Source organism: Serinicoccus hydrothermalis, assembly GCF_001685415.1.
GTDB classification, from domain to species: domain Bacteria; phylum Actinomycetota; class Actinomycetes; order Actinomycetales; family Dermatophilaceae; genus Ornithinicoccus; species Ornithinicoccus hydrothermalis.
In genome coordinates this window covers 1,776,993-1,791,889 of sequence record NZ_CP014989.1, presented here as the reverse complement: position 1 = coordinate 1,791,889, position 14,897 = coordinate 1,776,993, and the positions used below count along the sequence as shown (strand labels likewise).

The 14,897-nt window shown below is 69.6% G+C and carries 17 protein-coding genes; 6 read left to right on the top strand and 11 right to left on the bottom strand.

All coding sequences use genetic code 11. The features are described 5' to 3' along the window. The first annotated feature begins 6 nt into the window (after positions 1-6). Both SGUI_RS18010 and SGUI_RS08275 read left to right on the top strand, forming a co-directional pair. Positions 7-819: an NUDIX hydrolase gene (locus tag SGUI_RS18010; RefSeq protein ID WP_237141482.1), complete on the top strand. Its 813-nt coding sequence runs from the start codon at positions 7-9 to the stop codon at positions 817-819. Between the two features lie 14 nt (positions 820-833). Continuing rightward, positions 834-1,856, top strand: a complete 1,023-nt coding sequence (locus tag SGUI_RS08275; protein ID WP_066638621.1) for an alpha/beta fold hydrolase — start codon at positions 834-836, stop codon at positions 1,854-1,856. A gap of 138 nt (positions 1,857-1,994) precedes the next feature. Here the strand turns inward: SGUI_RS08275 and deoD are convergent, their stop codons facing one another. The 6 genes from deoD to SGUI_RS08245 form a co-directional block, all read right to left on the bottom strand. Beyond that, positions 1,995-2,720, bottom strand: coding sequence for a purine-nucleoside phosphorylase (gene deoD, locus SGUI_RS08270; RefSeq protein ID WP_066638618.1), 726 nt, complete (start codon positions 2,718-2,720; stop codon positions 1,995-1,997). 1,574 nt (positions 2,721-4,294) lie between these two features. Beyond that, a complete protein-coding gene (locus SGUI_RS18295) occupies positions 4,295-5,548 on the bottom strand; it encodes a glycosyltransferase (protein ID WP_066638613.1) in 1,254 nt (417 codons plus the stop codon). A gap of 75 nt (positions 5,549-5,623) precedes the next feature. Then, the gene (locus SGUI_RS08260) at positions 5,624-5,863 is read right to left on the bottom strand and encodes a hypothetical protein (protein WP_066638611.1); all 240 of its coding nucleotides are present in this window, start codon (positions 5,861-5,863) and stop codon (positions 5,624-5,626) included. A 15-nt stretch (positions 5,864-5,878) separates the two neighbouring features. Beyond that, a complete protein-coding gene (locus SGUI_RS08255; RefSeq protein ID WP_066638609.1) occupies positions 5,879-6,331 on the bottom strand; it encodes a hypothetical protein in 453 nt (150 codons plus the stop codon). 244 nt (positions 6,332-6,575) lie between these two features. Further along, a complete protein-coding gene (locus SGUI_RS08250; protein ID WP_157621780.1) occupies positions 6,576-6,749 on the bottom strand; it encodes a hypothetical protein in 174 nt (57 codons plus the stop codon). A 46-nt stretch (positions 6,750-6,795) separates the two neighbouring features. Next, entirely contained in the window at positions 6,796-8,181 is a 1,386-nt protein-coding gene (locus tag SGUI_RS08245) for an FAD-binding oxidoreductase (protein WP_237141481.1), read from the bottom strand. Positions 8,182-8,285: 104 nt separating this feature from the next. Between SGUI_RS08245 and SGUI_RS08240 the strand changes: the two genes are divergently transcribed. Beyond that, positions 8,286-9,236: a class II glutamine amidotransferase gene (locus tag SGUI_RS08240; protein WP_066638601.1), complete on the top strand. Its 951-nt coding sequence runs from the start codon at positions 8,286-8,288 to the stop codon at positions 9,234-9,236. A gap of 69 nt (positions 9,237-9,305) precedes the next feature. Continuing rightward, positions 9,306-10,220: a cysteine synthase CysM gene (gene cysM / locus SGUI_RS08235; RefSeq protein ID WP_066638595.1), complete on the top strand. Its 915-nt coding sequence runs from the start codon at positions 9,306-9,308 to the stop codon at positions 10,218-10,220. Here the strand turns inward: cysM and SGUI_RS08230 are convergent. Beyond that, positions 10,190-11,101, bottom strand: a complete 912-nt coding sequence (locus SGUI_RS08230) for an arginase family protein (RefSeq protein WP_237141480.1) — start codon at positions 11,099-11,101, stop codon at positions 10,190-10,192. The two genes, cysM and SGUI_RS08230, sit on opposite strands and share 31 nt — an antisense overlap. Positions 11,102-11,310: 209 nt before the next feature. Here SGUI_RS08230 and SGUI_RS08225 point away from each other — a divergent pair, with 209 nt between their 5' ends. Beyond that, on the top strand, positions 11,311-11,739 hold the full coding sequence (locus tag SGUI_RS08225) for a DUF4260 family protein (RefSeq protein ID WP_202816616.1): 429 nt from the start codon (positions 11,311-11,313) through the stop codon (positions 11,737-11,739). Here the strand turns inward: SGUI_RS08225 and SGUI_RS08220 are convergent. Together SGUI_RS08220 and SGUI_RS08215 are read right to left on the bottom strand one after the other, a co-directional pair. After that, positions 11,709-11,924 (bottom strand): DUF4177 domain-containing protein, encoded by a 216-nt coding sequence (locus SGUI_RS08220; RefSeq protein ID WP_066638594.1) that lies wholly within the window; start codon positions 11,922-11,924, stop codon positions 11,709-11,711. The genes SGUI_RS08225 and SGUI_RS08220 overlap by 31 nt on opposite strands. Positions 11,925-12,160: 236 nt before the next feature. Beyond that, the gene (locus tag SGUI_RS08215) at positions 12,161-12,751 is read right to left on the bottom strand and encodes a dihydrofolate reductase family protein (protein ID WP_066638593.1); all 591 of its coding nucleotides are present in this window, start codon (positions 12,749-12,751) and stop codon (positions 12,161-12,163) included. A 54-nt stretch (positions 12,752-12,805) separates the two neighbouring features. Between SGUI_RS08215 and SGUI_RS08210 the strand changes: the two genes are divergently transcribed. After that, positions 12,806-13,708, top strand: a complete 903-nt coding sequence (locus SGUI_RS08210) for an NAD-dependent epimerase/dehydratase family protein (protein ID WP_066638590.1) — start codon at positions 12,806-12,808, stop codon at positions 13,706-13,708. 87 nt (positions 13,709-13,795) lie between these two features. Here the strand turns inward: SGUI_RS08210 and SGUI_RS08205 are convergent, their stop codons facing one another. Further along, a complete protein-coding gene (locus SGUI_RS08205) occupies positions 13,796-14,302 on the bottom strand; it encodes a GNAT family N-acetyltransferase (protein WP_202816615.1) in 507 nt (168 codons plus the stop codon). Between the two features lie 94 nt (positions 14,303-14,396). Further along, positions 14,397-14,840: an NUDIX hydrolase gene (locus tag SGUI_RS08200; protein WP_083190576.1), complete on the bottom strand. Its 444-nt coding sequence runs from the start codon at positions 14,838-14,840 to the stop codon at positions 14,397-14,399. Positions 14,841-14,897 lie beyond the last annotated feature (57 nt).

The window sequence follows — 14,897 nt, the reverse complement described above, 5'->3', positions numbered from 1 at the left end:
GACGGTATGCCCGCTCCCGAGGAGGAGGTCGAGCCCGCGGCCGTGCGGCTGCGCGCCGTGGCGGACGGGGTGGTCGCGCTCACCGGGCTGTCCGGGCTGGGCGGCCGCGACCCCGAGGGTGCCGTGGCGGCCGTGGTCGCGATGGTGGAGCAGGCCTTCGCCGATGGGCGCCAGCGGGTCGAGGCCGAGGTCCGCGCCGACGACGTCGACACGCGGCGCCTGCTGCAGCGGGCCGGGCTGCGGCCCGAGGGGGTCAGCCGCGGGCGCGGCAGCACGGCCGACGGGGAGGCGGTGGACCTGCTGCGGCTCGGCCGGCTGGCCGACGACCCGGCCCCGGGCGAGCCGGGTGCCTTCCTCGGGATGCTCAACGCGACGCTGCCCAAGAAGCGGGTCATCGCCCAGGGCGTCGTCCGCGACGGTCGCGGGCACGTGCTGCTGTGCGAGCTGACCTACAAGCGGGAGTGGGACCTGCCCGGCGGGGTGGTCGACCCCGGCGAGTCGCCGCGGACCACGCTGCGCCGCGAGCTGCAGGAGGAGCTCGGCGCCGACCTGCCCGTCGGCGAGCTGCTCGCGGTCAACTGGCTGCCGCGCTACCGCCAGTGGGAGGACGCGCTGCTGCTCGTCTTCGACCTCGGCGTACACCCGGACCTGGCCGACGGCGCGGTGCTGCAGGCCAGCGAGATCGGCGCCGTCCACTGGGTCGCGCCGGACCAGGTCGCCGACCACGTCGCGCCCTACGTGGCGCGCCACCTGGCCTCGATCGGGTCCGGCGAGGCGGCCGGGATGGTGCTGGAGGACGGCATACCGCCGCAGGAGTGAGGCAGGATGCCGTCATGACACTCCGTGACGTCCAGACCGCCCGCACCACGACCGCCGTCCGCGAGGCGGGGGACCCGAGCGCACCGACCGTCGTGCTCATCCACGGCAACGTGTCGTCCTCGGCCTTCTTCGACGTGCTCATCGACGCGCTCGCGGCCGACTTCCACGTGCTCGCGCCCGACTTCCGGGGGTATGGCGACTCCGCCCGGGCCACGATCGACGCCACCCGGGGCATGGCGGACCTGTCCGACGACGTCGCGGCGGTCCTCGACGCGCTGGGCGTGGATGGACCGGTGGACGTGCTCGGCTGGTCGGCCGGCGGCAACGTCGCGCTGCAGCTGGCGATCGACCACCCGCAGCGGGTGCGGCGGCTGGTGCTCGAGGCGCCGGGCAGCCCGTTCGGCTTCGGCGGCAGCACCGGGGAGGACGGCCGGCCGGTGGCCGACGACTTCGCCGGCAGCGGCGGCGGCACCGCCAACCCGCAGTTCTGCGCGGCGCTCGCGGCCGGTGACCGCGGGGAGGAGCCGACGAGCCCGCGCACCACGCTGCGCGCGTTCTACGTCGCGCCCGGGTTCACCTTCGCGCCCGAGGTGGAGGAGGCATACCTCGACGCGATGCTCAAGACCTCGGTCGGCGACGACGTCTACCCGGGCGACACCGTGACCAGCGGCAACTGGCCCGGGGTGGCGCCGGGCACGACGGGGATGAACAACGCGCTGTCGCCGAAGTACCTCGACCAGTCCGGCTTCGCCGACCTCGACCCGGCCCCGCCGGTGCTGTGGATCCGCGGCGACTCCGACCAGATCGTGTCGGACACCTCGATGTTCGACCTGGCGCAGCTGGGCAAGCTCGGCGCGGTGCCGGGCTACCCCGGCGAGGAGGTCTGCCCGACCCAGCCCATGGTGAGCCAGGTACGCGCGGTCCTGGAGGCGGCCGGCGACTACACCGAGGTGGTCTACGAGGGCTGCGGCCACAGCCCGCACCTGGAGCAGCCGGAGCGCTTCGCCGACGAGGTCCGCGCCTTCCTCCGGTCCTGACCCCGACCGGCCGCACGGTTTGCGTCGACCGGCCGCGCACTTTGTGTCGACCGGCCGCACGGTTTGCGTTCGAATCAGCAAACTGAGCGGCCGGTATGCGCAAACCGTGCGGCCGGTGCGCGCAAACCGTGCGGTCGGTCAGGAGGCGGAGGGCAGCGGCGTCGCGATCGCGGCGTCGAGGGCGACGGTGATCATCTCGCCGAAGGTCTGCTCGCGCTCCTGGGCGCTCGTTTCCTCGCCGGTGACGATGTGGTCCGACACGGTGCAGACGGCCAGCGCCTGGCGACCGTGCTGCGCGGCGAGGGTGTAGATCTCGGCGGCCTCCATCTCGACCGCGACGACGCCGTACTCCACGACCTTCTGGGTCAGCTCGGGCCGGGAGTGGTAGAAGCTGTCCGAGGAGAAGACCGTGCCCACCAGGTGCGGCACGTCCCCGGCCTCGGCCGCCTCGACCGCCGCGCGCAGCAGCCCGAAGTCTGCCGTCGCGGGGTAGTGGTAGCCGCCGAAGCGCAGGGTGTTCATCGAGCTGTCCGTCGCCGCGGCCTGGGCGATGACGACGTCACGCACCTTGAGCCGCTCGGTGAGCGCCCCGCAGGAGCCGACGCGGAGCAGCTGCTGGACGTCATACTCGCTGATCAGCTCGTTGACGTAGATCGAGGCCGAGGGCTGGCCCATGCCGGTGCCCTGCACCGAGACCTGCTCGCCGCGGTAGGTGCCGGTGAAGCCGAGCATGCCGCGCACCTCGGTGTAGCAGACGGCGTCGTCGAGGAAGTTCTCGGCGATCCAGCGGGCGCGCAGCGGGTCGCCGGGCAGGAAAACACGGGGGGCGATCTGGCCGGGCTCGGCGGCGATGTGGGTGCTCACCCCGCCAGGGTATGCGCTCGCGCGGGCCCCTCTCACCGTCCCCTCATCCGGCTCTCACCCTGCTCTCCTGCGCGGCTGATGGGCTGCGCGGGCGAGAACGAGCCCGAACCGCAGCGCGGTCCGGGCCACGACCGGGGCAACAACGCGCCGCCCCACAGAGTCGCTCACCGGGCACCGCTGGACGTCCACCTACATCGGCGGCCCTCGCCAGTCCGCGGGGCCGGCGGCCGGGTGCTAGCCGCGCTCAGCGAGCACTGGTCCTCGCACGACGTGGGCGTAAGTCCAGATCAGCCTGTGGTTCCCTTCCGCTGCCGTAGGGTTCGGACCCTGATGAGTGAACCAAGAGCCGCACCGAAGGTACACCAGGTGGCGAAATTCCACGCCATGGCTATAACTAGTTCGGGGAAGATGGGTCGCATTGGAATGTCAGATGGGGGAATGACGCTGCCTTGCGTAGCTATCACCCCCCACACGATGACCAAACCCAATCCAGCCACTAAAGACCACAGGAAAGGTCCCGCTAGCCGCGTACTTGACATACCGACGATGCCGCACAACAAGGCACCTAGAGACAAACCGCCAGCCAGAGCAACCAAAGATGGGCGGCCATCCACGTTCGCCCATTTGTAGAGGTGCTCAGCCGCCCCTACGGCGACGATGACACTTAGGCCAAGGAAGACCTGAATTCCTGCCCCCAGGCCGCGACCGGTTATCTGCTCTTGAGTGTCAGATCGAACGGTGGCGCTCATCCGCACAACCTAACTCGATCGCTACTTCCATATTGGTACAGCCCGCTGAGCGCGTAGTATTCACGTGAATCCCCACATGTGTAGGAGACGTTAAGCCACTTCGTTGCGCCGGGATAGACGTCACCCGAGTCGTCATCTCTTGTGGGGCGGTAGGAACAACCGACCCACCTACACTCCTTTAAAGACATGGAAATGTCATTACGGTTACGCGCAGGAGATAAGGTCTTGTCACCACTAGCGGAAACATACTCTGTGTCAGGAGCGGAACTACCGCGCACCATTTGAGGATTTCCCGCCCATTCGGTGACGCGACACCCCGACGAAGTGTTCGCAGTGGTCGTACTGATATCGTCTGTCCCCGTCAGCAGAGAAGTAGTCTTAATGCCGGTAAAGGTAACATACTCACCAATGTCTTCATGATAGACCTTCTCGGTCAGTTCTTCGGTCGAGATTACCGTTTCGATGTTCTCCGTAGTATTGCCTTCCGCGGCCGACACCGCCGGCCCTGCGAGGCCTGACACCGCGAATAGCGGCAGCGCGATCACAACGCCCAATCGCCTGCTCATGGCATCCCCTTGCATTTCGGTAAATAGCGTAGGCAAGTCACGGTAACATCAGCGTGAGCACCTCGCCAGTGCACGCGTTACACCCCCTGAAAAGGCGCTCACAACGCCCGGTGTCAATCACACCTTGGCTTGCGTCGACTTCGCCCGCTTAGATGAGTTGCGACTAGCTCGTGTCATGAGCCATCGGCTCGCCGTATTGTCCCTTATAACCTAGGACTCCGATAGGAGCAGCAGGCGCGGCGGATGGTGGACCGGCTCGTCACTGTGCTCGGCGAGGCCTGAGTAGGGTCGCCTCGATCCGGTCGGCCGCCGCCTGCGGGCCGCGCTCGGCCCGGACGCGTGCCCCGATCAGCGCCGCCTGGCGTCGTGTCCCGCTGTCGCCGACGGCACGGAAGGCGCCGCGCAGGGTGTCGACGGAGGTGCGCCCCACCGGCACCGGAGCCGCGGCCACGCCGATCTCGTGCGCCCGCCGGGCGAAGAACGGCTGGTCGAGCGCGAAGGGCACCACGACCTGCGGCACGCCCGAGCGCGTCGCCTCCGCCGTCGTGCCGGCCCCGCCGTGGTGCGCGATCGCGGCCATGCGGGGGAAGAGCACGTCGTGCGGGGCGCCGTCGACGAAGGCGACGCGCTCGTCATACCTCTCCTCGAGCCCGGTGCCGCGCAGCGCGACCACGCGGTGCCCGGCGGCCAGCGCGCCCTCGATCGTGTGCCGCAGAGCCTCCTGCGTCTGGCGCAGGCTCTGGCTGCCGAAGCCGGCGTAAACCGGCGGTGCCCCCGCGGCGAGGAAGCGCTCGAGGCCGGCGTCGAGGGTCGTGCCGGGCGGCGAGTCGCGGAAGGGGTAGCCGGTCAGCACGATCCGGCGGCCGCTGACCCGGCGCGGCGCGATGAGCTGCGGGGAGTGCGCGATGAAGGCGGGGACGGTGAGGGTATGCCGTGCCGCCCGCACCCCCGTGCCGCGGGGGATGCCGTGGCCGGCGAGCGCGTCGGCGACGGGGGAGCCCATCGCCATGCCCGGGCCGAGACCGCGCAGGCCGTCGAGGAGGTTGAGCGGGGAGCGGCCCGCGCGGGTGGCGAACATGCTGGCGTCGCCCCAGACCGAGGGCAGGGCGGGCACGAAGAGCATGAGCACCTGCGGGCGCGGGTCGCGGGCGGCGAGCTGCCCGGCCCACGGGAACGTCAAGGCGGTGGAGACGACGGCGTCGTAGCGCGGCCAGAGCTCGACGAGGGCGCGAGCGAGCTCTGGCGCCATGGCCTCGGCCTGGTGGCGCAGCGCGCCGACCTGGCGCCCGATGCTCGCGCCGGCCATGCGCTCGGCGACGGTGCCCTCGCGGTAGATCCGCATCGCGTCGACCCGGATCTCCTCGACACCCAGCCCGGCGTCGCGGATCGTCGGGGCGTAGTCGCTGGAGGCCGTGACGCCGACCTCGTGCCCGCGCGCCTGCAGCTCCTGCCCGACCGCGGTCACCGGTTGGTAGTCGCCCCGGCTGCCCCCGGCCAGGATCGCGATGCGCATACCTCCATCATCGCCCTCCCGCGCGGGCCGGGCGCGAGAAGCTCCAGCGAAGGGCCTTCCAAGGGTCCTGGTCACTCAGTCGCAGCTGTCCTTCGGCTCCGTAGCGCCCTCGCGCAGGACGAACTCCTCACTGTGCCCGGCGTCATCGGTGAAGACGACGGTCGTCTCGTCGACGCGGGTGACGGTGCCCTCCTGCTCCGGGTTGTCCCAGCCGTCCGGCGGATTGCGCGAGCCGTCGTCGAGCAGGCCGCCGACGCGCTCGTACCACTGTCCCTCGAGCTGAAGGTCGTCGATGCCGCAGTGGGTGATCAGCACGAAGTCGTGGCCGTCTCACCTCCAGTCCCCGGTACCGCTCTGCCGCGACCTCGTCGTTCGTCTCCATCGTCTGCGCAGCACGAAGCCGATCCCGCTGGCGAGGCCGCTTCCCGCCACCAGGACCGGGAACAGCAGGATCGAGCCGAAGAGGAAGAGCCCCGTCTGGTCGCTGCTGCCTGCCTGGATCGTCCAGAAGAGCCAGAAGCCGACGGTGCTCCCAGCTGCCACGGCCAGGGGCGGCCAGCGCAGGGCGAGGAGGGCGGTGACGACGACGAACGTGAGCCCGCAGCCCACGACCTGCATGGGCCGGTAGGGACCTTGGTAGGCGCCGAGGGCGGCGTCGTAGTAGTTCTCGTTGTCCCACGCGAGCCAGACCGCATACGTGGCGGCGCCGACCAGCAGGGCGAGGACGAACCCGGCCCAGCCGCCCGTCAGCCAGCTCCATCGTGCAGCCTGCTCTGTCCCCACCGTTTCTCCCCGGATCAACCGGTATGCCGTGCGCGCGTGGCGTCGTCGTGCCACGCCGTGTGCCGCGACTGGGACTCGTAGGCCACCACAGCCCCGCACTCCTGACAGACGGGCATCGAGCCCCTCTCGTTGCGCACATAGCCGCTCTGCATCTCAGCTCGCGTCATGCCGAAGAATTCCCGAAGTCCCATCGGCCCACCCTACGGTCGCGGCTGCCAAAGCTCTCCTGCGATCGGGCCGCCGCTCATTCCGGACGTTGGTCCGCCTGTCGCGCTTCTGGATCCTCATGTGCTGCGCTGCGTGTCCCGTAGAACTCTCGCAGGGCGCTGAGGACTGCCGAGCGCACCGCGAAGTAGATGAGATAGATGAAGACCGCCAGGAGAACGAAGGACAGGGCTGCGTTCGTGGCCGGGTTCATGCCCGCCATCTCATCACGCCGAACCCCTCAGGGCGACGGGTCAGCCTCAGATGCCCCGACCCGGTGTGAGGATGCCCCGCGGGTCGAGGGCGCTCTTGATCGCGGCCTGCACCTGCCGCGAGGTGTCGTCGAGCTGCCACGACAGCTCGTGCAGCTTGAGCGACCCGATCCCGTGCTCGCCCGTGACCGTACCGCCCAGCGACAGCGCGAGCCGGGTGATGTCGTGGATGACGGCCTCGGCGGCCTCGTGCTCCTCGCGGGTGTCGCCCGCCTGCACGCTGGGGTGCAGGTTGCCGTCGCCGGCGTGCGCGACCGTGGACACCCGGCGTCCGTGGGCACGCGCGATCTCCTCGATGCCCTCGAAGACCGCGGTGAGCTCGCTCAGCGGGACGCCGACGTCGCAGGAGACGCGGAGCCCGCGCGCGGTCAGCGCCGGGTTGGCCAGCCGCCGAGCCTCGATGAGCTCGTCGGACTCGGCGATGTCGCTGTCGGTTGCGCCGTGCCGGCGGCATACCTCGACGATGTCCTCGGCCTGCGCCTGAGCCCCCGGACCCACGGTCTGCCCGACGAGGATCGCGGCGCCCGGCACGGTGAGCCCGCTGGGCTGGTAGGACTCGATGATCTCCACGCTATAGGCGTCGATCAGCTCGAGCACCTCGGGCGGGGTCGGCAGCGCGGCGATCGCGGTGACGGCGCGGCCGGCGTCGGCCATCCGGTCGAAGCCGACCCGGAAGGTGCGCGGCTCGCCCGCCGGCACCGGCTTGAGCCGCACGGTGGCGGCGGTGATGACCCCGAGGGTCCCCTCGGAGCCGGTGAACAGGCTGGTCAGGTCGAGCCCGGCGACGTTCTTGCGGGTGCGCGCCCCGGTATGCAGCACGCGCCCGTCCGCGAGCACCACCTCCAGCGCGGCGACCGAGTCGGCGGTGACCCCGTGCGCGACGCACCGCAGCCCTCCGGCGTTGGTGGCGATGTTGCCGCCGATCGTGCTCGTGCGGGCGCTCGCGGGGTCGGGCGGGAAGAACAGGCCGTGCTCCTTCGCGGCGGTGTCCAGGTCGGAGGTGACCACGCCCGCCTCGACGTCGGCGAGCCGGTTGACCTCGTCGATGCGGCGGATCCGGTTCATCCGTGCCAGTGACAGCACCAGCCCGCCGGGATAGGCGACGGCACCACCGGACAGGCCCGTTCCGGCGCCTCGCACCGACACCCGGACCCCGTTCGCGTAGGCCCAGGCCAGGGTCGCCGAGACGTCCGCGGTGCTCTCGGCGTGGACGACGGCCACGGGCATACCCTCGGGCTGCGCGCGGGAGCTGTCCCCCGCGAAGCTCTGCAGGTCCTCCGGGGTGCGGCTGAGCCGGTCCCCGAGCACCTCGGCCAGGTCGGAGGCGACGGTCATCGGGTTCTCCTCGTCGACGGTCGTTGTCCCTCCGATCATCGCCGATCCGCCACGCGGGAGGCGGACCGAGGGTCCGCCGACGCGGTCGTCCGCCTAGGCTGACGACCGATCACCGACGTCCAGGTCATCTGTGGAGGAAACGTATGTGCCGAGTGCTCGCGTTCATCGGGCCGGAGACCCCGCTGGAGAACCTGCTGCTCACCCCGGAGAACAGCCTGGTCAACCAGGCCCTCGACCCGGAGAGCCACCCGGAGCTGCAGCTGGCCGGCTGGGGGTTCGGCGCGTGGGGCGAGCACCTGGCACACCCGGAGAAGCCCTTCATCTACCGCCGGCCGATGGCGGCCTTCTACGACGACAACCTGGAGCGCATCGTCCCGAGCCTGCGTGCCAGCACGATGCTGGCCCACGTGCGCGCCGCCGCCTACGACGCGAAGGTCGTGCTGGCCGACGAGAACTGTCACCCGTTCTCCTTCGAGGGGACGCGCTGGATCGTCGCGCAGAACGGCTACCTGCCGGGCTGGCAGATCCTGCAGCGTGAGCTGCTGCAGCACTGCAAGGACGAATACCTCAAGCAGATGGCGGGCTCGACGGACACCGAGTTCATCTACGTGCTGCTGCTCTCGCTGCTCGAGGGCGACAGCGACGAGGACGTGCAGCGCGCGGTCGAGGAGCTGATCCGTCTGGTCGCCAGCGCGATGGACAAGCTCGACCTGCCGGGCCTGACCAAGCTCAAGCTGGCGCTGGTGTCGCAGGACCGCATCATCGGCGTCAACGCCGGCCTCGGGCTGCAGGGGGAGACCGACCCGACCGGCGACTGGCGGGAGCTGCGCAAGTCGGAGCCGGGCACCGACGACTTCAGCCTCTCGATGCTGCTGGAGCCGCTCTACTTCCTCATGGGGCGCAAGTTCGAGGAGGACACGAGCACGTATGCCTTCGAGCAGTGCGCCGAGGACGAGGCGACCGGTGTGATCTTCGCCTCCGAGGCGCTCACCGAGGACACCGACGGCTGGTCGCAGCTCGACTTTGGCCACATCGTCTTCCTGCGCAACGAGGGCGGGCGGGTGACCAAAAAGGTCGAGGCGCTCTCGGTATAGCGGGGTCCGGCCCGCAGCCGACAGGCGGCCAGCCCTCGGTGATCGCTCATCCGCCGTAGACTCCGGCGGATGAGCGATCCCGCGCCCTACCCCACGATGGAGGACACCATCGGCGGCACCCCGCTGGTGCGGCTGCAGCGCCTCCCGGGGCCGGACAACGAACGCCGCGGCAACGTGCTGCTCGCCAAGCTCGAGGGCAACAACCCGGCCGGGTCGGTGAAGGACCGGCCGGCGATCAGCATGATCCGTGGCGCGGAGGCACGAGGGGAGATCTCGCCCGGCGACACCCTGCTGGAGGCGACGTCCGGCAACACGGGGATCGGCCTGGCGATGGCGGCCGCGATCAGCGGCTACCCGCTGGTCATCGTCATGCCCGCGGACGCCTCGACCGAGCGGATCCAGACGATGAAGGCATACGGGGCCGAGCTCGTGCTCACCCCGGCGGACGGCGGCATGGAAGAGGCCCGCGACGTCGTGACGCGGATGGAGCAGGAGGGGAGAGGGCGGGTCCTGGACCAGTTCGGCAACCCGGACAACCCCCGCGCCCACGAGGACGGCACCGGCCCGGAGCTGTGGCGCCAGACCGACGGACGGATCACGCACTTCGTGTCCGCGATGGGCACCACCGGCACCATCACCGGCGTCTCGCGCTTCCTGAAGTCGCGCGACCCCGGCGTCCAGATCGTCGGAGCGCAGCCCGCGGAGGGCTCGCGGATCCCCGGGATCCGCGCCTGGCCGCCGGAGTACGTGCCGAGGATCTTCGACCCCTCGGCGGTGGACCGGACCGTGGAGGTCGCTCAGCCCGACGCTGAGGAGACGGCCCGCCGGATGGCCCGCGAGGAGGGCATCTTCGGCGGCATCTCCGCGGGTGGCGCCTGCTGGGCCGCCCTGCAGGTGGCCGAGGAGGTCGAGGGCGCGACGATCGTCTTCGTGGTCTGCGACGGCGGCGACCGCTACCTCTCCAGCGGGGTCTTCCCCGCCTGAGCGAGCGCATCCACGAACCGGCCGAGGGAGGTGGGGTCGGCGGAGGCGTGCGCGGGCACGAGCTGTCCGACCGACATACCGATGAGTCCCGGCTCACGCGACAGCGCGGCCAGTGCCTGACCCAGCTGGCTCACGGTCGGGCCGGAGTTGCGCCCGTTGACGTTCTCGGCCAGCGGTGCGTCGAGGAAGTCCAGCACGTCGACATCGACGTGGACCACGAACGGCCCATCAGGCAGGGCGCCTCGCGAGGCGAGCGCAGCGGCCGCAGGATCTGCGACCAGCTCTGCCTGGGTGGTCACAGCGATCCCCAGGTGGTCGACCTGCTCGCGTTCCCACTCGGTGGCCTCGACGGTGGGCTCGACCCCGAGGTAGCTCAGGTGCCTCGGGGCCAGGAGCGGGGACCGGCCGGTCAGCCGGACCAGGGACTCCTCGGCGCCGGGTAGGCCGAGCGCATGCGCCATACCCATCCAGCTGAGCGACCCCTCGGCGGTCGAGTCCGGCGTGTTGAGGTCCAGGTGACGGTCCACGTAGACGAGGTGCGGCTCGATACCGGCATCGGCCACCGCGGCACACAGCCCGAGCGCAACCGTGCAGCTCCCGCCGAGCACGAGCAGGCGAGAGTCAGTCGCGACGAACGGCGCCGCTGTGTCGGCGAGCCTACGGAGGGCCTCGACTTCCTCGTCGAGGTTCTGGGCCCGCGGGCGCTCCTGGTCCGGCTTCCACAGGTGGACCGGGAGGTCACCCAGGTCGTCGACCTGGTGCCCTGCGGACTCCAGCGCGGCCACCAGGCCGGCCTCGCGCAGAGCGGCCGGCGCGTGCTCGACGCCGACACAGTACGCAGCGGCGCTGCTGGGGTAGCCGAGGATGTTGATCGACACCATTCCTCCAAGGATGCCCGATCAGTGCACTCATGGCGAGGCGCCTGTGGGTGCAAGGCCGGCAAGCACGTTCGTGGTCTGCGACCGCGGCGACCGCTACGTCTCCAGCGGGGTCTTCCCGCCTGAGATGTGTGCCGAGCCGGCGGCCGTGAGGCTCCCACGGCGGCAAGAGAAGGGTGGTCCTGCGGGGTCGGACCGGGGATACTGACAGCGTGACCTTTCCGGTCTGGTTCCAGCGGATCGAGAGCGCCACCGTTGCGGTGCTTGCGGTGGTGGCCTTCGTGCAGCTGGGCTTCGCGTGGTGGTGGCTCCTCGTGGTGTTCCTCGTCTGGGACGTCTCGATGCTCGGTTACCTCGCCTCACCGAGGCTGGGCGGCATCACCTACAACGTGGGCCACAGTTACGTGGGACCAGCCGCCTTGCTCGTGCTCGCCTGGGTGGTGCCAGGGGACGCCCGATGGCCGCTCTTCGTCGCCGTGACGTGGGCCTTCCACATCGCCGTCGACCGCCTGCTGGGTACGGACTCAAGTTCACGGACAGCTTCACCCACACCCACCTCGGCGAGATCGGGAAGAAGCCCTGAGCCGGTGATCAAGCCCGCCGGAGCAGCTCAGATCGTCTCGAACACCATGGTGGCCTGAACCCGGTCACCGCCACCGAAGCCCTTGCTGCCGGAGGCGGTCGTGCTGATCGTGTGGAGCCGGTAGCCTTTCGCGGCCTGGTGGTTGATGACGGTTTCCAGCTCGGTGAGGTTTCCCGAGCCGGTTCCCAAGAATTTCTCCTTGAGAACGACCTGCAGAACAACGTAGTTCGGACCTAGCGCCATGATTCCTCCAACATCCTCCGGCGAATTCCGCACTGTAACTCACCGTGACTGTGAGGGGCCGGGCCTCGCACCGAGTGACTCCGATTCGGGACAGGAGGTTTGCGACCCCCTTGGCCGAGCGCGGTCATCAGGTCAAGGGCTGCGCGAGGCCGACGACGATGAGGACGTTGTGCAGGCGCTGGATGCCCATGGGGGCAGCGTAGACGGACGGCGGGCTGGCCTTCAGGTGCGCAAGCTCAGCCGTCCGCGGTGGCGACCGCGTAGCGCAGCGCGACCAGCTCGGAGTCGGCCAGGACCTGCGCGTCCAGCAGGCGCAGCTGCGCGCGGGGGCCGGCATACACCTTGGAACCGTCGCCCAGCAGAGCCGCACCGACGAGCACGATGACCTCGTCGACCAAGCCCTGGGCGAGCAGCGGGTTCCAGGTCGTCGAGCTGCCGAACATCAGCAGGTCGCCGCCCTCTCCCTCCTTGAGCCGGGAGATCTCCTCCGGCGCCTGGTCGCGCGAGACCACGCGGGTGGTCGAGGACCACGGCTCGTCGGACGCGATCGTCAGGGAGTCGCTGATGACCAGCGAGTCCAGCGACGTCACGAGCTGGGCGGTCTCGTGCTCGCGGTCTCCGGCCGAGCTGTCCGCGGCGACGGCGGACCAGTGCTCCCAGTTGCCGCGGAACCAGGTGCTGCCGTAGACGAGAGTGCTCGCCTGTCGCATCAGGTCGAGGTTGTGGGTGTTGAAGGCGTCCTCCATCGGCATGACCGCGAGGTCGTGACCTGGCCCCTCGTAGTAACCGTCCAACGAGGTCAGCACTGAGACGATGAGCTTCCTCATGCAGCGACTCTAGGCGCACCATGGAGGAATCCGCCAGGGTGATGTAATCACGTCATGCGCATCTTCTTCACCGGGGGCAGCGGCAAGGCCGGCAAGCACGTCGCGACCTACCTGGCCGAGCAGGGCCATCAGGTCACCAACGCCGACCTCGTCCCCTTGGAGCATCCGGACGTGGCCGACCTGAGGGTCGACCTCACGGACGCCGGCGAGACCTACTCGGCGTTGGCAGGGCTGGCGAGGATGGAGGAGCTGGAGCTCGCCGACAAGCCTGCCTACGACGCCGTGGTGCACTTCGCGGCGTTGCCGGCGATCCTGATCGCCTCCGATGCCCGCACCTACGCGACGAACGTGCTGAGCACATACAACGTGCTGGAGGCCGCGACACGGCTGGGTGTCCGCAAGATCGTGTTCGCCTCCTCGGAGACGACCTACGGGATCTGCTTCGCTCAGGGCGAGCGGCGACCGCAGTACGTACCGGTCGACGAGGACCACCCGACGGTGCCGGAGGACTCCTACGCCATGTCGAAGGTGGCCAACGAGGTGACGGCCCGCTCCTTCCAGGCCCGCAGCGGTGCCGACGTGTACGGCCTGCGCATCAACAACGTCATCGAGCCGTACGAGTACGCCGAGCTGTTCCCCGACTTCCTCGACGACCCGTCGCTGAGGCGGCGCAACATCTTCGCCTACATCGACACCCGCGACCTCGGCCAGATGGTGCAGCGGTGTCTGGAGGTCGATGGGCTCGGCTACGAGGTCTTCAACGTCGCCAACGCGGACATGTCCGTCGCCCTGACCACCCAGGAGGTCCGGCAGCGCTTCTACGACGGGGTCGAACTGAAGCGTGAGATGGGCCCGGACGAGACCTTCTACTCCATCGACAAGGCCCGCGAGCTCCTCGGATACGCGCCGCAGCAGTCGTGGCGCGACGTCCTGCCCGATCCGCGACCGGAGGCCTGACCTCGACGCAGCGACTGCGACGGTCTGACATTCCGGCCACCGTCGACTCGCGCGGTGCGGCATTTGCGGACGGTTTGCCAGGGTGGTCTAGGTGGCGGTGAGGGGAAGTTCTGGGGTGTTGGGTGATGGGTCGGTGCGCAGGCGTCCGTAGGTCAGCACGTCGACGCGGTCTCCGTCGATGAGGAACTTCTTTCGCTCCAGGCCTTCTTGGATGAATCCGGCTGCTTGGGCGATGCGTCCGGAGGCAGGGTTGTTGGCGCGGTGGCCCAGCTCGAGTCGTTCGAGTCCGCCGTCGCTCAGCGCCCAGTTGGCCACGGTCCCTGCTGCGCACTTGGTGAGACCGCGCTGGCGGTGGGAGGGGTGCGTCCAGTACCAGAACCAGCCCAGCCGGTTCCCGTGGTCGACATTGAGGGCGACGACCCCGCGAAGCGTGCCGTCGGTAGTGAGACCGAAGGCGAACGGGTTCTCGGACAGGCGTTGTGCGTAGGTCGCCGCAGTGCTGAGGTCGTGGACGTCACCCTGGCGGGACATGTCCGGGGCTGCGAAGGCCTGCAGGATTGCCTCGCTGTCGTTCGGCCGGACGCGGCGCAGCACGGCGAGAGGTTCGGGAGGCATAGGTGGCGAGACTAGCCCGAGCGGACAGTCGTCTGCTGGTCCTTTTTGGGGGCTGTGAGGACGCCTTGTCTGGTCAGTGGTTTCGTTGTCGCAGGACGTCCAGGGCGAGTTCGATGATGTCGGCCCGTGGATGCAGAGCGGTGACCTCGCCCAGGGGGACCCAGGCGGCGAAGTCGGTCGTGCCGTCGGTCTCGGTCGTCCCGAGTGCACCGCCGGTGATGGTGGCCGTGAGGAGGAACTGCTGGGAACGCATGGGGCGGCGGGTGCCCTGGCGGGGCAGGGTGAAGTGGTGCTCGGCGACGATGTCGCCCACGTCCACGGTGTACCCGGTCTCTTCGAACACCTCACGCGCGACAGCATCTTCGATGGACTCATCGAACTCGACGCCGCCGCCGGGCATCGTCCACCCGGGCTCTGTGCGGCCGCCCCCGTTGAACCAGGTCAGCAGGATCTGGTCGTCGTCTGAGATGAGCAACCCGTAGGCCGCCAGGCGGGTGTCGAACTCGGTGAAATGCACCCAGGGGACGCTACCCCTGAACCTTGGCCAGGCCGGCTCCATCACGGTCGGGGCTAC